The sequence below is a fragment of the Achromobacter sp. MUI-25009338 genome, from assembly GCF_057359325.1.
In genome coordinates this window covers 2,257,302-2,280,775 of sequence record NZ_CM170627.1, presented here as the reverse complement: position 1 = coordinate 2,280,775, position 23,474 = coordinate 2,257,302, and the positions used below count along the sequence as shown (strand labels likewise).

22 protein-coding genes are annotated in these 23,474 nt (G+C 69.0%); 6 read left to right on the top strand and 16 right to left on the bottom strand.

Translation table 11 applies throughout. The features are described from left to right. Positions 1-78: 78 nt before the first annotated feature. A complete protein-coding gene (locus tag AC1IQ6_RS10880; protein ID WP_485866308.1) occupies positions 79-1,188 on the top strand; it encodes a maleylacetate reductase in 1,110 nt (369 codons plus the stop codon). Here the strand turns inward: AC1IQ6_RS10880 and AC1IQ6_RS10875 are convergent. The 6 genes from AC1IQ6_RS10875 to AC1IQ6_RS10850 all read right to left on the bottom strand — a co-directional run bounded on the left by AC1IQ6_RS10875 (position 1,185) and on the right by AC1IQ6_RS10850 (position 6,711). Then, positions 1,185-2,297 (bottom strand): NADH:flavin oxidoreductase/NADH oxidase, encoded by a 1,113-nt coding sequence (locus AC1IQ6_RS10875; protein WP_485866307.1) that lies wholly within the window; start codon positions 2,295-2,297, stop codon positions 1,185-1,187. The two genes, AC1IQ6_RS10880 and AC1IQ6_RS10875, sit on opposite strands and share 4 nt — an antisense overlap. Before the next feature lie 53 nt (positions 2,298-2,350). Then, positions 2,351-3,121: an ectoine/hydroxyectoine ABC transporter ATP-binding protein EhuA gene (gene ehuA, locus AC1IQ6_RS10870; protein ID WP_102772146.1), complete on the bottom strand. Its 771-nt coding sequence runs from the start codon at positions 3,119-3,121 to the stop codon at positions 2,351-2,353. Next, on the bottom strand, positions 3,118-3,789 hold the full coding sequence (gene ehuD / locus AC1IQ6_RS10865; protein WP_111824793.1) for an ectoine/hydroxyectoine ABC transporter permease subunit EhuD: 672 nt from the start codon (positions 3,787-3,789) through the stop codon (positions 3,118-3,120). The genes ehuA and ehuD overlap by 4 nt, the downstream gene beginning before the upstream one ends. Beyond that, on the bottom strand, positions 3,786-4,439 hold the full coding sequence (gene ehuC, locus AC1IQ6_RS10860; protein WP_485866306.1) for an ectoine/hydroxyectoine ABC transporter permease subunit EhuC: 654 nt from the start codon (positions 4,437-4,439) through the stop codon (positions 3,786-3,788). The genes ehuD and ehuC overlap by 4 nt, the downstream gene beginning before the upstream one ends. 10 nt (positions 4,440-4,449) lie before the next feature. After that, on the bottom strand, positions 4,450-5,367 hold the full coding sequence (gene ehuB / locus AC1IQ6_RS10855; protein ID WP_102772149.1) for an ectoine/hydroxyectoine ABC transporter substrate-binding protein EhuB: 918 nt from the start codon (positions 5,365-5,367) through the stop codon (positions 4,450-4,452). 189 nt (positions 5,368-5,556) lie between these two features. Then, a complete protein-coding gene (locus AC1IQ6_RS10850) occupies positions 5,557-6,711 on the bottom strand; it encodes an ABC transporter substrate-binding protein (RefSeq protein ID WP_485866305.1) in 1,155 nt (384 codons plus the stop codon). A 217-nt stretch (positions 6,712-6,928) separates the two neighbouring features. On the opposite strand from AC1IQ6_RS10850, the gene AC1IQ6_RS10845 reads away from it, so the two are divergent. Beyond that, positions 6,929-7,354 (top strand): OsmC family protein, encoded by a 426-nt coding sequence (locus tag AC1IQ6_RS10845; RefSeq protein WP_102772151.1) that lies wholly within the window; start codon positions 6,929-6,931, stop codon positions 7,352-7,354. A gap of 62 nt (positions 7,355-7,416) precedes the next feature. On the opposite strand, the gene AC1IQ6_RS10840 is transcribed toward AC1IQ6_RS10845, so the two are convergent. Further along, a complete protein-coding gene (locus AC1IQ6_RS10840) occupies positions 7,417-7,614 on the bottom strand; it encodes an XRE family transcriptional regulator (RefSeq protein WP_102772152.1) in 198 nt (65 codons plus the stop codon). A gap of 172 nt (positions 7,615-7,786) precedes the next feature. Beyond that, positions 7,787-8,389 (bottom strand): TetR/AcrR family transcriptional regulator, encoded by a 603-nt coding sequence (locus AC1IQ6_RS10835; RefSeq protein ID WP_102772153.1) that lies wholly within the window; start codon positions 8,387-8,389, stop codon positions 7,787-7,789. 107 nt (positions 8,390-8,496) lie between these two features. Here AC1IQ6_RS10835 and AC1IQ6_RS10830 point away from each other — a divergent pair, with 107 nt between their 5' ends. Further along, complete coding sequence (locus AC1IQ6_RS10830; RefSeq protein ID WP_485866304.1) at positions 8,497-9,783, top strand: MFS transporter; 1,287 nt, start codon at positions 8,497-8,499, stop codon at positions 9,781-9,783. A 22-nt stretch (positions 9,784-9,805) separates the two neighbouring features. Here the strand turns inward: AC1IQ6_RS10830 and AC1IQ6_RS10825 are convergent, their stop codons facing one another. After that, complete coding sequence (locus tag AC1IQ6_RS10825; protein WP_102772155.1) at positions 9,806-10,507, bottom strand: GntR family transcriptional regulator; 702 nt, start codon at positions 10,505-10,507, stop codon at positions 9,806-9,808. A gap of 128 nt (positions 10,508-10,635) precedes the next feature. On the opposite strand from AC1IQ6_RS10825, the gene AC1IQ6_RS10820 reads away from it, so the two are divergent. Genes AC1IQ6_RS10820 through AC1IQ6_RS10810 form a run of 3 tightly spaced genes read left to right on the top strand, consistent with a single transcriptional unit; the run spans position 10,636 to position 13,734 of the window. After that, complete coding sequence (locus AC1IQ6_RS10820) at positions 10,636-11,631, top strand: Bug family tripartite tricarboxylate transporter substrate binding protein (RefSeq protein ID WP_209165323.1); 996 nt, start codon at positions 10,636-10,638, stop codon at positions 11,629-11,631. A gap of 40 nt (positions 11,632-11,671) precedes the next feature. Next, complete coding sequence (locus AC1IQ6_RS10815) at positions 11,672-12,472, top strand: enoyl-CoA hydratase/isomerase family protein (protein WP_102772157.1); 801 nt, start codon at positions 11,672-11,674, stop codon at positions 12,470-12,472. 20 nt (positions 12,473-12,492) lie between these two features. Next, positions 12,493-13,734, top strand: a complete 1,242-nt coding sequence (locus AC1IQ6_RS10810) for a CaiB/BaiF CoA transferase family protein (RefSeq protein WP_485866303.1) — start codon at positions 12,493-12,495, stop codon at positions 13,732-13,734. 9 nt (positions 13,735-13,743) lie between these two features. Here AC1IQ6_RS10810 and AC1IQ6_RS10805 read toward each other — a convergent pair whose 3' ends face one another. The 7 genes from AC1IQ6_RS10805 to AC1IQ6_RS10775 all read right to left on the bottom strand — a co-directional run bounded on the left by AC1IQ6_RS10805 (position 13,744) and on the right by AC1IQ6_RS10775 (position 23,474). Beyond that, the gene (locus AC1IQ6_RS10805) at positions 13,744-14,478 is read right to left on the bottom strand and encodes an ABC transporter ATP-binding protein (protein ID WP_102772159.1); all 735 of its coding nucleotides are present in this window, start codon (positions 14,476-14,478) and stop codon (positions 13,744-13,746) included. Further along, the gene (locus AC1IQ6_RS10800) at positions 14,475-15,278 is read right to left on the bottom strand and encodes an ABC transporter ATP-binding protein (protein WP_102772160.1); all 804 of its coding nucleotides are present in this window, start codon (positions 15,276-15,278) and stop codon (positions 14,475-14,477) included. Before AC1IQ6_RS10800 ends, AC1IQ6_RS10805 begins: the two co-directional genes overlap by 4 nt. After that, the gene (locus tag AC1IQ6_RS10795; protein ID WP_209165321.1) at positions 15,275-16,363 is read right to left on the bottom strand and encodes an ABC transporter permease subunit; all 1,089 of its coding nucleotides are present in this window, start codon (positions 16,361-16,363) and stop codon (positions 15,275-15,277) included. Before AC1IQ6_RS10795 ends, AC1IQ6_RS10800 begins: the two co-directional genes overlap by 4 nt. Then, positions 16,360-17,211 (bottom strand): branched-chain amino acid ABC transporter permease, encoded by an 852-nt coding sequence (locus tag AC1IQ6_RS10790; RefSeq protein ID WP_485866565.1) that lies wholly within the window; start codon positions 17,209-17,211, stop codon positions 16,360-16,362. Before AC1IQ6_RS10790 ends, AC1IQ6_RS10795 begins: the two co-directional genes overlap by 4 nt. A gap of 218 nt (positions 17,212-17,429) precedes the next feature. After that, a complete protein-coding gene (locus tag AC1IQ6_RS10785) occupies positions 17,430-18,575 on the bottom strand; it encodes a branched-chain amino acid ABC transporter substrate-binding protein (protein ID WP_102772163.1) in 1,146 nt (381 codons plus the stop codon). A 237-nt stretch (positions 18,576-18,812) separates the two neighbouring features. After that, positions 18,813-22,634 (bottom strand): trifunctional transcriptional regulator/proline dehydrogenase/L-glutamate gamma-semialdehyde dehydrogenase, encoded by a 3,822-nt coding sequence (putA, locus tag AC1IQ6_RS10780; protein ID WP_485866302.1) that lies wholly within the window; start codon positions 22,632-22,634, stop codon positions 18,813-18,815. Between the two features lie 177 nt (positions 22,635-22,811). Continuing rightward, positions 22,812-23,474 carry a PqiC family protein gene (locus tag AC1IQ6_RS10775; protein ID WP_485866301.1) on the bottom strand — a complete coding sequence of 221 codons (663 nt, stop codon included), beginning with the start codon at positions 23,472-23,474 and terminating at the stop codon, positions 22,812-22,814.

Here is a 23,474-nt window from a genome sequence, read left to right as displayed (position 1 = left end):
TGCTTTCCTGCTGGCGCTGGCACTTACGATAGCGTGCATGGCCGCAGTTTGGCAATTTGCACAAAAATAGGAACCGCAATGACCGACACCGCTTACCCGAACGCCGTCTCGCCGTTCGTCTACACCAGCCGCGCGCAGCGCGTGGTCTTCGGCCCGGGCAGCCTGGAAGGTCTGGCGGCCGAGCTCGACGCGCTGGGCCTGCGGCGGGCGCTGGTGCTGTGCACCGCGCCGCAGCGCGCCCAGGCCGAGCGCGTGGCCGCGCTGCTCGGCGCCGACCGGGTCGCCGGCATATTCGCCCAGGCGGCGATGCACGTGCCCATCGAGGTCGCGCGCCAGGCGCGCCAGGCGGCGCGCGAGCATGGGGCGGATTGCGCCGTGGCGGTGGGCGGCGGCTCCACCATCGGACTGGGCAAGGCCATCGCGCTGGAGGCCGGCCTGCCCGTGATCGCGGTGCCCACCACTTACGCCGGTTCCGAGATGACGCCGATCTACGGCATCACCGAAGCCGGCCTGAAAAAGACCGGCAAGGACGAGCGCGTGCTGCCGCGCAGCGTGGTCTACGACCCGGAACTGAGCATGTCGCTGCCGGCGGCGATGAGCGCGACCAGCGGCATGAACGCCATCGCCCACGCCGCCGAAGGGCTGTACTCGGCCGACGGCAATCCCATCATGGACCTGATGGCGCAGGAAGGCATCCGGGCGCTGGCCCGGGCGCTGCCCGTCATCTGCGGCGGCGCGGCCGGCCAGGCCCTGCAGGCGGCGCGCGGCGACGCGCTGTACGGCGCCTGGCTTTGCGGGACCGTGCTGGGCAGTGTGGGCATGGCCCTGCACCACAAGCTCTGCCATACGCTGGGCGGCAGCTTCAACCTGCCGCACGCCGAGGTGCATACCGTGGTGCTGCCGCATGCCCTGGCCTACAACGCGCCGGCCGCGCCGCAGGCGATGCAGCGCATCGCCGCCGCGCTGGGCGCGTCCGACGCCGCGCAGGGCGTGTACGACCTGGCCCGCTCGCTGGGCGCGCCCACGGCGCTGCGCGAGATCGGCATGCGCGAGCAGGACCTGGACCAGGCCTGCGACATCGCGCTGCGCACGCCCTATCCCAACCCGCGTCCGCTGGAACGCGCGGCCTTGCGCGCCTTGCTGCAGGACGCCTACGAAGGCCGCCGGCCCGGCGCGGCCGGCCGCTAGCGCGCGCCGAAGCGGGTTTCGCCGAACAGCGCTTTCTGGTCGCGCGGCTGCGAGCGCCAGTACTGGTGCGGCGCGGCGACCTGGCCGCCGAGCTGCGCGGCGGCATGCCAGGGCCAGCGCGGGTCATACAGCATGCCGCGCGCCAGCGCGACCATGTCGGCCTGGCCCTGCGCCAGGATGTCCTCGGCCTGCTGCGCCTCGGTAATCATGCCGACGGCGATGGTGGGCATGCCCACCTGGCGCTTGATCTGCTCGGCGAACGGCACCTGGTAGTTCGGCCCGACCGGAATTTTCTGCTGCGGCGACACGCCCCCGGAAGATACGTCGATGAACTCGCAGCCGCGCGCCTTGAGCTGCTGCGCGAAGGCCAGGGTCTGCTCCAGGTCCCAGCCCCCTTCGACCCAGTCCGTGGCCGAGACGCGCACGCCCAGCGCCACATTGCGCGGCGTGATTTCGCGCACCGCCTGGAACACCTCCAGCGGGAAGCGCATGCGGTTCTCCAGCGAGCCGCCGTAGGCATCGTCGCGACGGTTGGCCAGCGGCGACAGGAACTGGTGCAGCAGGTAGCCGTGCGCCGCATGCAGCTCGATCGCGTCCAGCCCCAGGCGTAGCGCGCGGCGGGCGCTGTCGACGAAGGCCTCGCGCACGCGCGCCAGGCCAGCCTGGTCCAGGACCCGGGGCGCCGGCTCGGCCGCGCCGTGCGGCAGGGCCGAAGGCGCCCAGGGCTGCCAGCCGCCCGCCTCGGGCGCGACCAACTGGCCGCCGTTCCAGGGCGCCTCGCTGGAGCCCTTGCGGCCCGCGTGGCCGAGCTGTATGCCGAGCCTGATCGGCGAATGGCGCCGTACGGCGGCCACCACGCGGCCCAGCGCGGCCTCGGTGTCGTCGGACCACAGGCCGAGATCGCCCGGCGAGATGCGGCCCTCCGGCTCGACCGCCGTGGCTTCGATGAACATCAGCCCGGCGCCGGACAGCGCCAGGTGGCCCAGGTGGATCATGTGCCAGTCGACGGCCCGGCCCTGTTCTGCCGAGTATTGGCACATGGGCGCAATGACGATGCGGTTGGCCAGTTCCAGGTTACCGATGGCGGCGGGGCTGAAAAGCAGGGACATGCGAGGAACCTCCGTGTCAGGGGATACCACAGCATACCGCCTGCGCCGCAGCCCTACTGGCCCTCGATCACGGAGTCCAGGAACTGGCGCGTGCGTTCTTCGCGCGGCTGGCTGAACAGCACCGACGATTCCGCGTCCTCGACGATGTTGCCGGCGTCGAAGAACAGCGTGCGGTCCGAGCTGCGTTCGGCGAACTTCATCTGGTGGGTCACGATGATCATGGTCATGCTGCGCCGTGCCGACAGGTCGCGCAGGATCTGCAGGATGCCGCCGACCAGTTCCGGGTCCAGCGCCGAGGTGACTTCGTCGAACAGCATGATGCCGGGGCACATGGCCAGCGCCCGTGCGATGCCCACGCGCTGCTTCTGCCCGCCCGACAGCTGCGCGGGATAGACGTCGAGCTTGTCGCCCAGCCCCACCATTTCCAGGTACTCCACGGCGCGCTCGCGGGCCTGGTCGCGCGACATGCCCAACACGCGCAGCGGCGCTTCCATGGCGTTGCCCAGCGCGGTCATGTGAGGGAACAGGTTGAAGTGCTGGAACACCATGCCGATCTTGCCGCGCACCTTGCGCAGGTGCTCGGAGTTGGGGCCGACCGGCCGGCCCTGGGCGTCGGTCCACATGGGCACGCCGTCGATCTCGATCTCGCCGCTGCTGGGGCGGTCCAGCGTCATCAGCACGCGCAGCAGCGTGGACTTGCCCGAGCCCGACGGCCCGATCACGGCCACGGTCTGGCCGGCCGGGATCTCCAGGTTGATGCCGCGCAGCACCTCCAGGTCGCCGTACTGCTTGCGCAGGTTCTTGATGCTTACGCTGGCGCTCATCGCCTTCCTCCATATCGTTGCAAACGGGCCTCCAGGCCGCGCACGCCCCAGGCCGCCACCAGGCTGAGCGCCAGGAACAGCAGGCCCACCAGGGTCAGCGGCTCGGTGTAGCGGAACGTGGCCGAGCCGATCATCTTGCTTTGCTGCAGCAGCTCGACCACGGTGATGGCCGACAGCAGCGGCGTGTCCTTGAACATGGCCACCAGGTAGTTGCCCAGCGCCGGCACCACGGGCGGTATGGCCTGCGGCAGCACCACGTCGACCGCCGTGCGCCAGCGCGACAGGTTGAGCGCGGTGGCGGCCTCCCACTGGCCGCGCGGCACCGCCTCGATGCCGGCGCGGTAGACCTCGGCGCAATAGGTCGCGTAGTGCAGGCCCAGCGCGAGAATGCCGGTGGCCAGCGGCGACATGCGCACGCCGGTCAGGGGCAGCACGTAGAACAGGAAATACATCTGCACCAGCAGCGGCGTGCTGCGCACGAACTCGATCACGAAGCCGACCGGCAGCGACACGATGTGCAGGCGCGAACGCCGCAGCATGGCCAGCACCAGGCCCAGCGTGACCGCCACCAGCATGCCCAGCAGCGTGGCCTGGATGGTGACGACCAGGGCGGAGCCCAGGGTGGGCAGGATTTCCAGGGCGAAAGACCAGTCGAATATCGGTGTCATCGGACCCGGACCCTCCGCTCCAGCAGGCGCACGCCGGCCGTGATCAGCAAGGCCACCGCGAAGTACAGCAGCAGCATCAGGGTGAAGATTTCGGTGGTGCGCAGGGTTTCGCTGCGCAGCAGCTGGCCGCGGAACGTCAGGTCGGTAATGGTGACCAGCGACACCAGCGCCGTGTTCTTCAGCAGTTCGATCAGCAGGTTGCCGGCCGGCGGCAGCATGGCCGGCACCGCCTGCGGCACGACGATGCGGCGCATGATCTGCGCGCGCGTCAGGTTCAGCGCGATGCCCGCCTCGCGCTGGCCCGGCGGCACCGCGCGGATCGCGCCGCGCACCACCTCGGCGCCGTAGGCGCCGGCGTTGAGCGCCAGCACCACGATGCCCACCAGCATGGCCGGCAGCTGCACCCCGAACAGCGGCAGCACGAAATAGAACCAGAAAAGCTGGACCAGGGCCGACGTGCCGCGGAACACCTCCACGTAGATCGAGGCGATCCAGCGCACCGGGGCCAGGCTCGACAGGCGGCACATGCCCGCGGCCAGCGCCAGCGGGACGGCCAGCACCACCGCGCCCGCCATGACCTGCAGCGTGACGCCCAGGCCTTCCAGCAGCGGCGGCGCCAGCTCGGCGAAATGCTCGGAGATCAGCTGCATGGCCGCCCCCTTACTGGCCGGCGCACAGCTGGGCGGCGGTCACGCCCTTGGGCAGCTCCTCTGAAGTGAAGCCGAACGGCGCCACCAGCTTCTGGTGCTCTTCGGTGCCGATGAACTTGGCCAGTTCCGCGTTGAACGCATCGGCGAAGGCCTTGTCGTCGCTGCGGAACGCATAGGCGCCATAGCCGCGCACGTTCTTGCCGTCGATGACCGGGTCGGTGAACGGCTCGGCCTTCTGCAGGCCGCTGGCGGCGCTGGTCTTGCCCATCAGATCGTTGACCGTCAGCGCGGTGGCGGCGTAGGCGTCGGCGCGGCCGGCCTGCACGCCCGACAGCGCGCTGACCGCATCCGGGAACACCACCACCTGGGCGGGCGGCACCTTGGACTTGGAGGCGTACTCGCCCTCGATGGCGCCCACCACCACGCCCAGCTTGGCGTCGGGGTTCTTGACCACGTCTTCGTAGCTGTGCAGGTTCTTGGGGTTGCCCTGCTTGACCAGGAACGCCTGGCCCACGCCGTAGGTGGGATTGGAGAACGCCACCTGCTGGCAGCGTTCGGGCGTGACGTACATGCCGGCCGCGATGATGTCGAAGCGCTTGGCCTGCAGGCCCGGAATCAGCGAGCCGAATTCGGTCAGCACGCCTTCCACCTCGTCGATGCCCATGCGCTTGAGCACCACGCGGGCGATTTCCACGGATTCGCCGGTGACCTTGGCTTCCTTGCTGTCCATGTAGGCGAACGGCGCTTCGTTGGCATAGCCGATGCGTATCTTGCCGGCCGCCTTGGCCGCTTCCAGCGTGGAGGCGGCGGCCGGCTTGTCGGCGGCGGCCGCGGCGGGCTTGTCTGAGCCGGAATCGGAGCAGGCGGCCAGCAGTCCCAGGCTCAGCGCCGCCAGCAGGCGCCGGGATCGGATCGAGGTCGAGTTCATGGGTCGTTTTCTCCCTGATTTATTTCTAGATTCATGAATGCACTAAAAATGATACGACACTAAATCATTTCGACGCTAATGATATGGACGAAAAAAAGCAGGCCGCAGCCTGCTTTTCCCTGCCCTGCCCCTATGGGACGTTAGGACTGGTTACGAACCGTTGGCGTCCATGACCCGGCCGCCGGATGGCTATTGCGCGTACGAGAACCGGCCGTTCCTGATGACGCCCATGACCCGCGCGCGTTCGTCGAAGCCCTGGTGGTCTTCCTTGGAAATGTTCAGCACGCCGTTGGGCACGACCAGGTCGCGGGTGTCCTCGATGGCGTCGCGCAGCGCGGCGCGAAACGCCGGCGTGCCCGGCTTGGCGCCGGTCTTGAGCGCGCGCGCCACCGCCGAATCCAGCAGCATCCACGCGCCATAGGCGTCGCCGGCGAACTGCGTCATCGTGTTCTTGCCGTACTGGGCTTCGTACTTGTCGGCGAAGGCCACGGCTACCGGCTTGACCGGATTGCCGTCGGGCAGCTCGCGCGCCACCACGCCCGGGCCGGTCGGAAACAGCGTGCCTTCCACGTCGGCGCCGCCGATCTGCAGGAATTCCAGCGTGGCGATGCCATGGGTCTGGTAGATGGCGCCGGTGTAGCCGCGCTCCAGCAGCGTCTTCTGGGGCAGCGCCGAGGGCGTGCCCGCGCCGGCGATCAGCACGGCGTCCGGATGGGCGGCGATGATTTTCAGCGCCTGGCCCACCACCGAGGCGTCGGTGCGCTGGAAGCGCTCCTGCGCCACGATCTTCAGGTCGTCGCCGGCGGCGGCGCTGAACTCCTTCCACCAGCTGTCGCCGTACGAATCCGCGAAGCCGATGAAGGCCACGTTCTTCAAGCCCTTCTTTTTCATGTCCTCGACCAGCGCGGTCGCCATCAGCGAATCGTTCTGCGGCATCTTGAACGCCCAGGCGCGCTTGGGGTCGGACAGCGGCTCGACGATGACGCTGGAGGCGGCCAGCGCGATCATCGGCGTGCCGGTCTCGGCCAGCACGTCCAGGCCGGCCAGCGCCGCCGCGGTGGTGTTGGGGCCGACGATGGCGTCGACCTTGTCCTCCGAGGTCAGCTTGCGCATGTTCTTCACCGCGCGGCTGACGTCGGTGCCGTCGTCCAGCACCACGTAGCGGGCCGGCTCGCCGCCCAGCGTGGCGGGCCAGAGGCGGATCGCGTTATTGGTCTGGATGCCGATGGCGGCGGCCGGACCGGTCGTGGACACGTCCACGCCGATGACGACTTCGGCCTGGGCGGTAAAGACGGGAACGGCCAGCGCAATGGCACAGGCGTAGCGGAGGAATGCGGCAGACATGACTACGTTTCTCGGAAAGATTGAAGGAATTGAAGGCAATCCCCGTATTCTGCCTTATCCGCGTAGCGCCCCGTGCCCACGCCGCCGTTACATCGGCTTGCCGATGCGCGCAAGCCGCCGCAAGCCGCGGGCCGTATCATCGACAAGGCGGCCCGCGCGGCCCGCTCCCACCCACCGGATGCGCCCGCAACGGGCGCCCTTCTTACAGGAGTCACGCATGAAGAAAACCGCAACCGCCGCCTGGTCGGGCGACCTGAAGACCGGCAAGGGCACCCTTTCCACCCAAAGCGGCGTACTCAAGGACCAACCCTACGGCTTCAACACGCGCTTCGGCGACACCCCGGGCACCAACCCCGAAGAACTGCTGGGCGCCGCGCATGCCGGCTGCTTCACCATGGCGCTGTCGGCCATCCTGGGCGAGGCCGGCATGGTGGCCCAAAGCCTGGACACCAAGGCCGAGGTCACGCTGGACAAGGTGGCCGACGGCTTTTCGATTTCAGCCGTGCACCTGACGGTCGAAGCCGTGATTCCCGGCGCCAGCGCGCAGGCCTTCGAAGAGGCGGCCCGCAAGGCCGAAAAGGGCTGCCCGGTCTCCAAGGTGCTCAACGCCAAGATCACGATGGACGCGAAGCTCAAGTCCTGATCGAGCGCTCCAGACGCAAAAAAGCCAGCATCTGCTGGCTTTTTTTGGCTTGCTGCGTGCTGCTAGTGGTAGGCCGAAATCACCGGATGCTGGCGGCGGCCTTCGTCCATATCGTGCAGCACTTCGCCTACCGCGCCGCCCAGGGCCGCCAGGCGCAGCTTCAGCCGCCGCCAGCCGCCGGTCGGACCCAGCGCCTGCGCTTTTGCGCCCTTGCCGGCCACAGAGTGTTCCCGGGTGTTCTTCAATGCGGTATCGCTCATGATTCTCTCCTTGAGAAAGCGCGATGTGGAACAGCACGAACTCATCTTAGACCTGAGTCTGCTGCGTCGCAATAAGAATTTCCAAGCATTTTTTTGTTCGTTGCACAATGAGTACAAACGCGAAATTCTGGTGCATGAGGCACCGTGTTGCGCACCATCCGGGTGCGCCGGCTCAGCGGGCCAGGTGCGCCTCGATCAGCTTGTCCGCCATCTGCGCCACGCGGCCGGCCGGCCCGCCCTGCCCGAACAGCTGGCTGGACACGAACGCGCCTTCCAGCAGCAGCAGCAGCCCGTCGCCCAGCGCGTCGGGATCGGCCGCGCCCATTTCCCTAGCCATCGCCGCCAGCCGGGTGCGCAATTGCGCCTTGTGGGCCACCGCCACGGCACGCGCGGGGTGGTCGGATTCCGGATATTCCACCGCCGCATTGGTCAGGCCGCAGCCGCGATAGCCGCTCTGCACGGCGCGCGCGCCCAGGCCGGACAGGTAGGCCAGGATCTGCGCCCGCGGATCGCCGGGATGGGCGGCGCAGGCCGCGTCGAAGCGGGCCCAGAATTCCGCGTCGTAATCGCGCAGGTAGGCGGCCGCCAGTTCGTCCTTGGACGAAAAGCTGCGGTACAGGCTGGGCTTGGTCACCCCCGCCTCGTTGACGATGGCGTCCACCCCCACGGCGCGGATGCCGTCGCGGTAGAACATTTCCCGCGCCGTCTTGCGGATGCGGTCGGCCGCCAGCGGCTGCTTGGCGGCGGGCCGGGTATCGGCGGTCTTGCTGGCCATGCTCGTGCTCCTTGTCTGGCTGACAGCGCCACAAAAAGCGCTTGACTGTGTTACTGACCGGTACGTACTATGCGCTTCTCGACTCTTCATACGTACCGGTAAGTAACATGAGTATAGCCCAACCCCCCATGCCTTTCCGGCGCGTCGGCCAGAAGTACGCGTTCGTCGTCGTCGCCGTGATCTTCCTGTCCCTGCTGGTCTCGGCCGGCCTGCGCTCCTCGCCCGGCGTATTGCTGGTGCCGCTGGAAGAGGCTTTCGGCTGGAGCCGCAGCACGATCTCGTTCGCCGCCGCGATGGGGATCTTCCTGTACGGCCTGGTCGGCCCGTTCGCGGCCGCGGCGATGGAGCGCTTCGGACCGCGCCGCGTGCTGATCGGCGCGCTGGCGCTGATGTCCGCCTCCAGCGCGGCCAGCGCGTTCATGACCCAGCCCTGGCACCTGCTCATGACCTGGGGCGTGTTCTCGGGCATCGGTTCGGGCGCGGTCGCCGTGGTGCTGGGCGCCACCGTCGTCAACCGCTGGTTCACCCGCCACCGTGGCGTCATGATGGGCCTGCTGACGGCCAGCACCGCGACCGGCACGCTGGTGTTCCTGCCGGTGCTGGCGGCGCTGGCCTCGTCCGGCGACTGGACCCGGGTGGTGTGGGCGGTGGCCGCCGCCGCCGCGGCGCTGGTGCCGCTGGCCTGGTGGCTGGTGCCCGACAGCCCGGCCAGCGTGGGCCTGACGCCGTACGGCAGCGATCCGCACGCCGCGCCGGCCGCGCCGGCGCCGCGCCCCGGCCTGCTGGCCACCACCTTCGGCGTGCTGGCGCGCGCGGCCCGCACGCGCACCTTCTGGTTCCTGTTCGCCACCTTCTTCGTCTGCGGCTTCACCACCAACGGCCTGGTGGGCACGCACCTGATCGCGCTTTGCGGCGACCACGGCATGCCCGAGGTGCAGGCCGCCGGCCTGCTGGCGTTGATGGGCGTTTTCGACCTGATCGGCACCACCGCGTCCGGCTGGCTGACCGACCGCTACGATCCGCGCAAGCTGCTGTTCGTCTACTACGGGCTGCGCGGCCTGTCGCTGATCTACCTGCCCTATTCCGATTTCTCGTTCTACAGCCTGTCGATCTTCGCCATCTTCTTCGGGCTGGACTGGATCGCCACCGTGCCGCCCACGCTGCGCCTGACCACCGAGGCCTTCGGCGAGCGCGACGCCGCCATCGTGTTCGGCTGGATCGTGGCCGGCCACCAGCTGGGCGCAGCCAGCGCCGCGTGGATGGCGGGCGCGCTGCGCGCCGCGCAGGGCAGCTACCTGATGGCCTTCGTGATCTCGGGCGCCACCGGCCTGATCGCCGCCGTCATCGCGCTGATGATAGGCCGGCGCCGCCAGGCGACGGCGCAGCCGGCCTGAAGCGCGCGCGTCCCGGCGCCGCTCAGCGCTGGGGCGCGCCCGCGTGCCGGGCGCGCAGGTTGTAGGCCTTCTTGCTGCCCACGTGCTTGCGGATCAGCGATTCGGCAAGCGCGCCGTCGCGCCGCATCAGCGCCTGCACGAAGGCCTCGTGGTCGGCCACCGCCGCGGTCCATTCGTCGCTGTCGAAATTGGACTTGTAGCGCAGCGCCTGCACCTGCAGGTTGAGGCGGTCATAGGCATGGGTCAGCGCCGGGTTGTGCGCCGCGCGGTTGATCGCGATGTGGGTGCCCATGCTGGCGGCGAAATAGGCGCGGATGTCGCGCTTTTCATAGTTCTCGCGCATCTGCGCGTGCAATTGCGCGATCTGCGCCAGTTCGGCGTCGCTCGCGCGTTCGGCGGCGCTGCGCACCGCCAGTCCTTCCAGCACCGACAGCACATCGAAAATGTTCTCGACGTCGTCGGCCGACAATTCGATCACCATCGCGCCGCGCTTGGGCTGCAACGCCAGCAGCCCGTCCGAGGCCAGCATGCGGTAGGCCTCGCGCAGCGGCGTGCGTGAAATCTTCAACTGATCGCACAGGTCGCGCTCGTTCAGCCAGGTGCCCGGCTTGAAGGTGCCGTCGATGATGAGCTGACGCAGTTTTTCGGCCACCACGGCCGGCAGCGTCGGGTGATGGATGGCCAGATCGGGGACGGATTGATCCAGGACTTCAGGGTTAGCCATGAGTTGTACGTGCTCGCTGATTCGATTATTTTTGTATCTGGTATACCAGACACCACCGGAATACCAACCTGACCCCATCATAGAGCAAGCAACACGCGGGCAGGTATCCCCCCACCAAGGAGACCTTCATGAACAAGCATGCTCGCGCCTGGGCCGGCGCACTGGCGCTAGGCGCCGGCCTGGCCGCCGCCGGCCCCGCCCTGGCCCAGGACGCATCCGCCTGGCCGCAACGGCCGCTGCGCCTGATCGTCGGCTTCGTGCCCGGCGGCGGCACGGACGTATCGGCCCGTATTCTTTCCGCCCGCCTGTCCACGGTGCTGGGCCAGCAGGTGGTGGTCGAAAACAAGCCCGGCGCCTCGGGACTGATCGCGGCCGACTACGTGGCCAAGGCCGACGCCGACGGCTACACCCTGCTGCTGGCCAATATGCAGTCCACCGTCGCCGCGCCGTATGTGGTGCAGTCCAACCTGGATCCGATCAAGGACTTCACCGCGGTGCGCTACATCGGCTCGGTGCCCAACGTGCTGGTGGTCAATCCCGCCAAGCACCCTTACACCAGCGTGCAGAACCTGGTCGACGACGCCCGCGCCAAGCCCAAGCAGCTGCTGTACGCCTCCTCCGGCATGGGCAGCCCGCAGCACCTGAGCGCGGCGCGCTTCTCGCAGATCGCCGGCGTCACCATGGAGCACGTGCCCTACAAGGGCAGCGGCCAGGCCATGACCGACCTGCTGGGCGGCAGCGTGGACCTGAACTTCGACACCCTGCCGGGCGCCATCAACCAGATCCAGGCCGGCAAGCTGCGGCCCCTGGCCGTGACCAGCGCCGAGCGCAGCAAGCGGCTGCCCGACGTGCCCACGCTGGCCGAGTCCGGCATCAAGGGCCTGGACGTGGTGCAGTGGTACGCGGTGCTGGCCCCGGCCAGGCTGCCCCAGCCGGTGCTGGACAAGCTCGACCGCGCGCTGGCCCAGACCCTGGCCGATCCCGAGATCCAGTCCAAGCTGGCCGAACAGGGCATGGACCTGGGCGGCGGCCCGCAGACCCCGGCGGCCTTCGCCAGCTATGTGCGCGACGAATGGAGCAAGTACGGCAAGCTCACCGCCAGCCTGGGCCTGAGCAAACAGTAACCCCGCGGGGGCCGCGCCCCCGCCCATGCAAAGGAACGCCATGAGCGCATCCCCCTCTTCCGACGCCTCCCTCATCCTGCGCCAGCGCGACGGCGACATCGTGACGGTGGTGCTGAACCGTCCCGACAAGCTCAATGCCTTCACCATCGACAGCTGGCGGCTGCTGGGCGACGCCTTCCTGGAACTGGACGCCGACGACAGCGTGCGCTGCGTGCTGCTGCGCGGCGCCGGGGAAAAGGCCTTTTCGCCGGGCAACGACATCGGCGAATTCGAAACCGCGCGCAGCAACAAGCGCCAGGCGATCGAGTACGGTGCCGTCATGCGCCGCACCATCGAAGCCATCGGCGGGTGCCGCCATCCGGTGGTCGCGCAGATCCACGGCATCTGCGTGGGCGGCGGGCTGGAGATCGCCAGCCTGGCCGACATCCGCATCTGCGGCGAAAGCTCGCGCTTCGGCGTGCCGATCAAGAACCTGGGCCTGGTGATGTCGTATTCGGAGCTGGCGCCGCTGGTGCGGCTGGTCGGCCCGTCGGCGGCGCTGCAGGTGCTGCTCGAAGGCAGCATCTTCGACGCCCGGGAGGCCTTGCGGCTGGGCGTGGTCACGCGCGTGGAGCCCGACGACCAGGTGGCCGCGCAGGCCCAGGCCACCGCCCGGCGCATCGCCGACGGCGCGCCGCTGGTGGCGCGCTGGCACAAGAAATTCGTCCGCAACCTGGTCGGCGGCAAGGCCCTGACCGACGCCGACCGCGACGAGGCGTTCGACTGTTTCGACACCGAAGACTTCCGCGCGGGCTACCGCGCCTTCCTGGCCAAGGCCAAGCCGCAATTCAACGGCCGCTGAACGCGGCGCTAGGAGTCCACATGCATAACGACGATACCCGGCGTCCGGCCGGCGCGCTGGCCGGCATGCGCGTGATCGAGCTGTCGCAGATCATGGCCGGCCCGACCTGCGGCATGATGCTGGCCGATCTGGGCGCCGACGTCATCAAGGTCGAGAAGCTCGACGGCGGCGACGATTCGCGCCAGTACCGCGACCCGCAGATCAACGGCATCTCGGCGCCCTATCTCATGCTCAACCGCAACAAGCGCGCCATCGCGCTGGACCTCAAGCATCCCGAGGGCAAGAAAATCCTGCTGCGCATGATCCGCGACGCCGACGTGGTGACCGAGAACTTCCGCAAGGGCACGATGGAAAAGCTGGGCCTGGGCTACGACACCCTGCGCCGCGAAAACTCCGGCCTCATCTATTGCGCGGTGTCGGGCTACGGCACCACCGGCCCCTACGCCGACAAGGGCGGCTTCGACCTCGTGGCGCAGGGTTTCTCCGGCCTGATGGCGATCACCGGCGAGCCTGGCGGCCCGCCGCTGCGCACCGGCAACTCCGTGGCCGACATCAACGCCGGCCTGCTGGCGGCCTTCGGAGTGCTGGCGGCCTACCAGCACAAGCAGCGCACCGGCGAAGGCCAGATCGTCGAGACCTCGCTGCTCGAAGCCAGCCTGCAGCAGCTCTACTGGCATGCCGCCATCTACTTCGGCAGCGGCGTCTCGCCCGGCCCCACCGGCTCGGCGCACGTGCTGAGCGCGCCCTACCAGGCATTCCCCACCGCCACCGACTGGATCATCATCGGCGGGGCCAACGAAAAGAACTGGCAGCGCATCGCGCAGGCGCTGGGCCAGCCGCAATGGGCCGAGGACCCGCGCTACGCGCGCAACCGCGACCGCATGCAGAACCGCGAGCAGTTGGTGGAGGAAATGTCGGCGATCCTGAAAACCCGCCCCGCGCAGGCGTGGCTGGACATCTTCGACGCGGCCGGCGTGCCGGCCGGCCCGGTGCACTCGATCGCGCAGGCGCTGTCGCATCCGCAGACGCTGGCGCGCGGCATGGTGGTGGAACAGGACCATCCGGTGGCGGGCAAGGTCCGCACCGTCGGCATGCCCGTCAAGCTGTCGGCCACGCCCGCGCAGTACCATCGCGCCGCGCCCCGCCTGGGCGAGGACACGATCGCGATTCTGGGGGAGTTCGGCTACGGCGAGGACGAGATCGGCGCGCTGATCGAAGCCGGCGTGGTCGCGGCGGTGGGCCGGGAGCCGGCCACCGCCTAGCGTCGCGCCCTACTCCGTCTCGCCCAGATAAGCCGCACGGACCTTGGGATCGTGCAGCATCTGGCCTGCCGGACCGGACAGGATGATCTCGCCCGACTCCATCACGTAGCCGCGATGGCTGTTCTCCAGCGCCAGGCGCGCGTTCTGCTCGATCAGCAGGATGGTGACGCCTTCGCTGGCGATGGTGCGCACCACCTCGAAGACTTTCTCGACCATCAGCGGCGCCAGTCCCATCGAGGGCTCGTCCAGCAGCAGCAGCCTGGGGCGCGCGATCATGGCGCGGCCCATGGCCACCATCTGCTGTTCGCCGCCGGACAGGGTGCCGGCCGCCTGCCTGCGGCGCTCGGCCAGGCGCGGGAACAGGGTGAAGACCCGGTCCGTGTCCTGGCGCACCTGCGCCGCGTCGCGCCGCACGTAGCCGCCCATGGCGAGGTTTTCCTCGATGGTGAGCTGGCCGAAGATGCCGCGTCCCTCGGGCACCATGACCAGGCCGCGGCGCACCAGTTCGTGCGATTTCTGGCCGCCGATGGATTGCCCGGCGTAGACCACTTCGCCGCCGGCCAGCGGCACCAGGCCGCAGATGGCGCGCAGGGTGGTGCTCTTGCCGGCGCCATTGGCGCCGATCAGGCACACCAGCTCGCCTTCGTCGACCCGCAGGTCGATTCCGCGCACCGCGCGGATGCCGCCGTAGGCGACCTGCAGGCCGCGCAATTCGAGCAAGGGTTGGGATGCTGCTGCCGTCATGCCGGGCGCTCCTGGTGAATCAGCGGGTCCTGGGCGGCGCCCGCGCCCAGATACGCTTCGATGACCTTGGGGTCGCGCTGGACCTGGGCGGGCTTGCCCATGGCCAGCACCTTGCCGTATTCCAGCACCAGCACGCGGTCGCACAGCCCCATGACGAGTTTCATGTCGTGTTCGATCAGCAGCACCGTGATGCCGTCGGCGCGGATTTTCTCGATGAGCTTGCGCAGCACCACCGTCTCAGAGGCGTTCATGCCGGCCGCCGGCTCGTCCAGCGCCAGCAGCTTGGGATCGGTGGCCAGCGCGCGCGCGATCTCCAGGCGGCGCTGGTCGCCGTAGGGCAGCGAACGCGCCACGTCGTTGGCGCGATGGCCGATGCCGACGTATTCCAGCAGTTCGTGCGCGCGCGCCTCGGTGGCCGCCTCTTCGGCGCGCGTGGCGCGCGTGCGCAGCACCGCGCCGAACACGCCCGAGCGGGTGCGCATGTGGCGCCCGATCATGACGTTCTCGATGGCGCTGAGGTTGGCGAACAGGCGGATGTTCTGAAAGGTGCGCGCCAGGCCGGCGTAGGCGACCTCGTGCGGCTTCTTGCCCGACAGCGACACGCCGTTGAAGGTGCAGGAGCCCTCCTCCGGGATGTACAGGCCGGTCAGCACGTTGAACAGCGTGGTCTTGCCCGCGCCGTTGGGCCCGATCAAACCGTAGATCTCGCCTTCCTCGATGTCGAAACTCACTTCGGACAAGGCCTGCAGGCCGCCGAAGCGCTTGCCCAGCCCCTGGGCTTGCAGCAGTTTATTGCTCATGCCGCGCCTCCCTGGGTCTTGCTGGCCAGTTCGCGGCGGCGCACCGCCGACGGCCACAGGCCGGCGGGCCGGAACAGCATCACGCACACCATGGCCAGGCCGAACAGCAGCATGCGTATGCCTTCGGGGTCCAGCACCACGGCGCCGAACAGCATGTGCTGCACCGGCTCGACCACCGCGCGCAGGAATTCGGGCAAGGCGGCCAGGATCAGCGCGCCCAGGATCACGCCCGGGATATGGCCCATGCCGCCCAGCACCACCATGCACAGGATCGAGATGGATTCCATCAGCGAGAAGCTCTCGGGACTGACGAAGCCCTGCATCGAGGCGAACAGCGCGCCGGCCACGCCGCCGAAGGACGCGCCCATCGCGAACGCCAGCAGCTTGATGTTGCGGGTGTTGATGCCCATCGCCTTGGCGGCGATCTCGTCTTCGCGGATGGCTTCCCAGGCCCGCCCGATGCGCGAGTTCTGCAGGCGCACGCACACCACCACGATGATGAGCGTCAGCGCCAGCAGCAGGTAGTAGTACTTCTCGGGCCCGGTCACCCGGATGCCGAGCAGGCTCTCGGTGCGGCCGAAGGCGAATTCGCCCACCTTGAACGTGTCGACGCGGTTGATGCCCTGCGGGCCGTTGGTGATGTTGACCGGCGCGTTCAGGTTGTTCAGGAAGATCCGGATGATCTCGCCGAAGCCCAGCGTCACAATGGCCAGGTAGTCGCCGCGCAGCTTGAGCGTGGGCGCGCCCAGCAGTACGCCGAACAGGCAGGCCACGGCCAGCGCGATCGGCAGGATCGCCCAGAACGGCAGGTGCAGGCCGAAGTGCGGCGAGGCCAGCAGCGCCCAGGCGTAGGCGCCCACCGCGTAGAACGCGATATAGCCCAGGTCCAGCAGCCCGGCGAAGCCCACCACGATGTTCAGGCCCAGCGACAGCATCACGTACAGCAGCGCGAAATTGAGGATGCGCACCCAGCTCTGGCCGGCCATGCCCAGCACGAAGGGCAGCACCGCCAGCACGATGCCGATCAGCGCGATGCCGATCAGGTTGCGGGTCGAGAACCCGCTGCGGTTGGCTTGCGCGCTCATGCCCGGTCCCCCACGCGTTCGCCCAGCAGGCCCGACGGACGGAAGATCAGCACCAGCACCAGCACGAAGAACGCGAACACGTCCTGGTAGTGGCTGCCGAGGAATCCGCCGGTCAGGTCGCCGATGTAGCCGGCGCCCAGCGATTCGATGATGCCCAGCAGCAGGCCGCCGGCCATGGCGCCCACCAGGTTGCCGATGCCGCCCAGCACCGCGGCGGTGAACGCCTTCAGGCCGAGCATGAAGCCCATGGTGTATTGCGACACGCCGTAGTAGGTCGCGACCATCATGCCGGCCACCGCGGCCAGCGCCGAGCCGATCAGGAAGGCGGCCGAGATCACGGTATTGATGTTCACGCCCATCAGCCCCGCGACTTCGCGGTTCTGGGCCGTGGCGCGCATGGCCGTGCCCAGGCGGGTCTTGTGCACCACCGCCAGCAGCCCGCCCATGATGAGCGCCGCGATCACCACGATGGCGATCTGCAGCGTGCTCATGCGGGCCCCGCCGATCTCGAAGACCTGCGGCGACAGCACTTGCGGAAAGTTGAGGTAGTTGCGGCCCCAGCTCATCATCGCCACGTTCTGCAGGATGATGGAAACGCCGATGGCGGTGATCAGCGCCGCCAGCCGCGGCGCCCGGCGCAGCGGCCGGTAGGCCACGCGCTCGGCGGTCCAGCCCACCGCCATGCACAACGGCACCGAGACCAGCAGGCCCACGCCCAGCACCACGAAGGCCGAGGTGCCCGGGTCGCCGCCGACCAGCGCGATGGCGGCCGTGGTGGCGGCCATCGCCCCGATCATGACGACGTCGCCATGCGCGAAGTTGATCAGCCCGATGATGCCGTACACCATGGTGTAGCCAAGGGCGACCAGGGCGTACACGCTGCCTAGCGTGACGCCGTTAATCAGTTGTTGAATGAAGATGTCCATAGGGGCCGCGCTTTGAGCCTGGAAGAATCGCGCCGGGCGGGCCGTCGGGCCCGCCGCGTCGCCGCGCAGCGCGCGCCGCGGGGCGCGCGCTTATGAAGAGGCGGTCGCGGCCCGGCCGCGTCCGCCCCGGTCAGCAGCCGTCAGTTGGCCTGGCTGACCATGGTCTCGACCATCTCCCACTTGCCGTTCTTGACTTCGTAGATGGTGACCGAGATTTCCTTGAGGTCGCCGTTGGCGTCGTAGGAAATGTGCTCGCTGGTCGCGCCCTTGCGGTTGAGCTTGGCCAGCGCCGGCAGGTACTTCTCGGGTTTGGCCGAGCCGGCCTGCTCGATGGCGGTGATCATGTTCCATGCGCCGTCGTAGGCGTACGGGGCGTAGACGCCGGGCGCCTTCTTGAAGCGCGCTTCGTAGCGCTGCGCGAAGTCCTTGCCCGCGGCCATCTTGTCCAGCGGCACGCCGGCCAGCGAGGCGTAGGTGCCGTCGGCGGCGTCGCCGGCCAGCTTGATGAAGGTGTCGCTGCGGGTCATTTCGCCCGAGACCAGCGGCGCCTTCAGGCCCAGCGTCGCGAGCTGGCGCTTCATGGGGCCGGACTGCGCGTCCAGGCCGCCGTAGAAGATCGCGTCGGGCGCGGCGCCCTTGATGTTGGTCAGGATGGCGGTGAAGTCGTTGGCCTTGTCGGTGGTGTACTCGCGGCGCACGACCTGGCCGCCGGCGGCCTTGACGGCCTTCTCGACCTCGTCGGCCAGGCCCTGGCCGTAGGCGGTGCGGTCGTCGATGATGGCGATCTTCTTGGCCTTGAGCTTCTCGACCATGAACTTGCCGACCGCGGCGCCCTGCTGGGTGTCGCTGGTCATCATGCGGAAGGTGGTCTCGTAGCCCTGCTTGGTGTATTCGGGCGAGGTGGCCATGGCGATCTGCGGCAGGCCGGCGTCATGATAGACGCGCGAAGCCGGGATCGTCGTGCCGGAGTTGAAGTGCCCCAGGATGCCGACCACGTCCTGGTCGACCAGCTGCTGGGCGACCTGCACGCCGACGCGCGGATCGGCCTGGTCGTCGCGCGACACCAGCACGAAGGTGGCCGGCTTGCCGTCGACCTTGATGCCCTTCTTGTTGGCCTCTTCCAGGGCCAGGTTCAGGCCGTTCTGCATGTCCTCGCCGTAATGCGATTGCGGGCCGGTCAGCGGCGCGGCAAAGCCGAACTTGATGTCGGCGGCCTGCGCGGCGGCGACCATGCCGGCGGCGGCGAGGCTGGCGGCGACGAGCTTCAAAGTGGTGCGGAACTTCATGGGTATCCTCCGGTGTGTCGGACGTTAGACCTTGTTATACCTGAGCTTTTAGCCAGGTTTCTGGTTTTTTACGAGGCAGGTCCCGAGGGTGGCGGGACGCTGCGCCTGCCTGGCTTGTTGCGTCCGGATGCCGGGTTGCGACATCCGGATTTGCGGTGCGACCGGATTTTGCTTCCAGTGCAACCTTGCCCGATATTGGAGATAACCCTTGGATGTCCAAAGGCCCTCTCCCGGCCGTCAACCTATGGTCATGAGGCTGGCGTTGCCGCCGGCCGCGGCCGTGTTGACGCTGACGGAACGCTCGGCCAGGAGGCGTTCCGGCACGTAGGCCGCGCCCGCCGCGATCGCGTCCGGCGTCAGGCCCTGCACCGACAGAATGGCGCCGGGGCGCTGCGCGATGCGCCGGTTCAGCGCCTGCAGCGCGTCGCCGTCGCCTTCGAACAGCACGGCCTGGTAGTCGGCCTGGTCCACGTCTTCGTCGGCCAGGATGCCCGCGCGTTCGCGCTGCTCGGCGTCCAGGCTCTGCAGCAGCGCCTGCGCGGCCGGCGTATCGGCGAACCAGGCATGGTTGCCGGTGAGCCGGGCCACCGACCATTGGGCGCGCGCGCCGGCCTCGGTGGCGGCCACGCAATACACGGCGCCGCGCGGCTCGACCACGTAGGTATTGGTCTCGCCGGTCGGGCCGGGCAGCGCCAGCCGCTGCGGCAGCGGCGCCGAGGCGTCCAGCGCCGGCGGCAGGCCGGACGGACGGGTGGCCAGCAGGCGGTACATATACAGCGGGCCGCCGGCCTTGGGGCCGGTGCCGGACAGGCACTCGCCGCCGAAGGGCTGCACGCCCACCACGGCACCGACGATGTTGCGGTTGACGTAGACGTTGCCCGCCATGACCTGGCCGGTCACGTGCGCGATGGTCTCGTCGATGCGGGTATGCACGCCGAAAGTCAGGCCGTAGCCGGTGCCGTTGATGGCCTCGAGCAAGCCGTCCAGCTCGTCGCGCTTGTAGCGCACCACATGCAGCACCGGGCCGAACACTTCGCGCGTGAGTTCGCCGATGTCGTCGATCTCGATCAGCGTGGGCGGCACGAAGGTGCCGTGGCGGCATTCGCCGTTCAGCTCCACCTGGTCCACGCGGTGGCCGGCGGTGCGCAGGGTTTCGATGTGGCGCTGGATACCGTTGCGGGCCTCGGCGTCGATCACCGGCCCCACGTCCACCGACAGGCGGTCGGGATTGCCCACGCTGAGTTCGCGCATGGCGCCGCGCAGCATGGTCAGCACGTGGTCGGCGCTGTCTTCCTGCACGCACAGCACGCGCAGCGCCGAACAGCGCTGGCCGGCCGAGTCGAAGGCCGAGGTCAGCACGTCGTACACCACCTGTTCGGCCAGCGCGGAGGAATCGACCACCATGGCGTTCTGGCCGCCCGTCTCGGCGATCAGCGGAATGGTGTGGCCGGCGTCGTCCAGGCGCTCGGCCAGCGTGCGCGAGATGATGCGCGCCACGTCGGTGGAGCCGGTGAACATCACGCCGCGCACGCCGGGGCTGGCCACCAGCTGGGCGCCCACGGTTTCGCCGCGGCCGGGCAGCAGCTGCACGGCGCCGGGCGGCACGCCGGCGGCGCGCAGGATGGCCACCGCCTGGGCCGCGATCAGCGGGGTCTGCTCGGCCGGCTTGGCCAGCACCGTGTTGCCGGCGGCCAGCGCGGCCGCGACCTGGCCGGTGAAAATGGCCAGCGGGAAGTTCCACGGGCTGATGCACAGCACGGTGCCCAGCGGGCGGTGCGTGTCGTTGTCGAATTCGCTTTCGGCCTGGTCGGCGTAATAGCGCAGGAAGTCCACGGCCTCGCGCACCTCGGCGATGGCGTTGGGCAGCGACTTGCCGGCTTCGCGCACGATCAGGCCCAGCAGGGTCTGCATCTGCTCTTCCAGCAATTGCGCCGCGCGGCGCAGGCACTGGGCGCGCTCGGCCACCGGCGTGGATTGCCAGATGGGCGCGGCGTTGGCGGCGTCGCGCAGCGCGGTCTCGGCCTCTTCGGGGCTGGCCTCGATGACGTGGCCCACCAGGTCGCGCAGATTGGCGGGGTTGCGGACCTCGACGGCGCGGGCCGCGTCCCAGGTCTCGCCGCCCTCGCCCAGCATGGGCGCGGCGCGCCACGGCATCGAGGCGCTGGCCAGCAGCGCCGCCGACAGCGAGCCCAGGCGGTGCTCGTTGCTGAGGTCCAGGCCGGCGGAGTTGGCGCGCGCGCCGGCCTGAGGATCGCCGTAGAGTTCGCGCGGCAGCGGGATCTTCTCGTGCGGCGCGCCCAGCGGCGCGATGCGCGAGGCGGCCTCGACCGGATCGGCCACCAGCTGCTCCACCGGAATGCTGTCGTCGCCGATCAGGTTCACGAACGAGGTGTTGGCGCCGTTTTCCAGCAGGCGGCGCACCAGGTAGGCCAGCAGGGTTTCATGCGTGCCCACCGGCGCGTAGATGCGGCACGGGCGGTTCAGCTTGCCCTGCGCCAGCGGCCCCACCACTTCGTCGTAGAGCGGCTCGCCCATGCCGTGCAAGCACTGGAACTCGTACTGGCCGGGATAGTAGTTCTGGCCGGCCAGGTGGTAGACGGCCGCCAGCGTGTAGGCGTTGTGCGTGGCGAACTGCGGGTACACCGCCTCGGGCGCGCCCAGCAGCTTGCGGGCGCAGGCCAGGTAGGCCACGTCGGTGTAGACCTTGCGCGTGTACACCGGATAGCCTTCCAGGCCGTCGACCTGGGCGCGCTTGATTTCGGTGTCCCAGTACGCGCCCTTGACCAGCCGCACCATCACGCGGTGGCGGCTGCGGCGGGCCAGGTCGATCACGTAGTCGATCACGAAGGGCGCGCGCTTCTGGTAGGCCTGGATCACGAAGCCGATGCCGTTCCAGCCGTCCAGCTCCGGCTCGAAGCACAGCGCTTCCAGCAGGTCGAGCGAGATTTCCAGGCGGTCCGCTTCCTCGGCGTCGATGTTCAGGCCGATGTCGTAGCTGCGCGCCAGCAGGGTCAGCGCCTTGACGCGCGGCAGCAGCTCGGCCATGACGCGCTCGCGCTGGGCGCGCGAATAGCGCGGATGCAGCGCCGACAGCTTGATCGAGATGCCCGGGCCTTCATAGATGCCCCGGCCGGCGGCGGCCTTGCCGATCGCGTGGATGGCCTGCTCGTACGAGGCGTAGTAGCGCTCGGCGTCCTCGGCCGTGGTGGCGGCCTCGCCCAGCATGTCGTACGAGTAGCGGAAACCGCGCGATTCCATCTTGCGGTTGTTGGCCAGCGCCTCGGAAATCGTCTGGCCCGACACGAACTGCTCGCCCATCATGCGCATGGCCATGTTCACGCCCTTGCGCACCAGCGGCTCGCCGCCCTTGCCGATCAGGCGGGTCAGCGCGCGCGACAGCGACTGCTCGCTGCTGACCGCGACCAGCTTGCCGGTGATCATCAGGCCCCAGGTGGCGGCGTTGACGAACAGCGACTGCGAGCCGCCCATGTGCGACTTCCAGTCGCCGCGCGCCACCTTGTCGCGGATCAGCGCGTCGCGCGTGGCGCGGTCGGGGATGCGCAAAAGCGCCTCGGCCAGGCACATCAGAGCCACGCCCTCCTGGCTGGACAGCGAGAATTCCTGGATCAGCCCCTCCACGCCGCCGCCGCTGCGCTTGCCGCGCAGCTTCCTGACCAGGTCGGCGGCCATCGCGTGGATTTTTTCCAGGTTGGGCATGCGCGCCTGGCCCAGCAGCAGCGGCACGCATTCCGGTTCGGGACGGCGGTAGGCCGCCGTGATGGCCGCGCGCAGCACCGATTGCGGCTGCACGTCCTGGCCGAACTCGTAGAACGGCGGCGTGGGCGCGGCGTGCCCGTCGCCCGACTCGTCCTCGCCGTCGCCGTCGGCGCCCAGGTGCGACATCTCGGCCGGCAGCTGGCCGCGCTCGATGCGGTCCAGGTACGCGAGTATCGCCTGCTTGTGCAGCCAGTGCGGGGTGCAGTTGAGCTTTTGCGCGGCGGCCTTGAGCCGGTCGCGCAGCGCGTCGTCGACTTTGACGCCTAGGGTCGTGCTGGCCATGAGAGATTGCTTCCTGTCACAGGGCAGAGTTCGTTCGGGCCCGACCGGGCCCTGGGAGTGGAACCGGACTGGAGCCGGATTCGAACCGTATGCTAGACAGGTTGCAACCGCGCATATATTGCGGTTAACCCTAGGTTAACCGCTTGAGAACTACCGGGTTTCGGAAAAATCCGGGAGTCAGTCCTTGAGCGCCGAACAGCCGTACATCTGGACCGCGCCCGATCCCGCCGGGGCCTGCCCGCGGATGGCCGTCGCGATGGCCCCGCCCAGGGCGGCCACGGCGCGCTGCTGCGCGGCGATCAGCGCCGGCACGCCGGCGTCGGCCACGGTTTCGGTCACCACGCTGCGGCACAGCAGCCCCGTGCCCTTCATGTTGACCGGCCGCACCCGCCAGGTGACGTCGAGCTGCGCCATGCGGCCCGAGACCAGTTCGAAGCGCTGCACGTCGGTCTGCACCCGCCAGGTGGCGGCGCCCGGCCCGGGCTTGACCATCTGCACGTCCAGCGCGCCCAACTCGCGCTTGAGCGCGTCCGACAGCGCGCCACGCAGCTCGTCGCCCAGCGGCGCGCTCCAGCGCTCGGAATACAGCGCCGACAGGCTGCCGTCGCCGGTGCGCACCATCAGCTGGGGCTGATCGGCCTGGGTCGGCACGTTGACCGGCTGCACGTCGATCAGGTAGGGAGCGGAAGCGCCGGCGCCGGCGCCGCCCGGCGCGGCCGGGCCTTGCAGCGTGTAGTAGTTCACCGGCGCCGAGGCGCCGCAGCCCGCCAGCGCGGCCGACAGGAGCAGCGAGGACAGGGCCGCGCGCGGGCGGGTACAGCGGAATGGGCGTCTATTCAT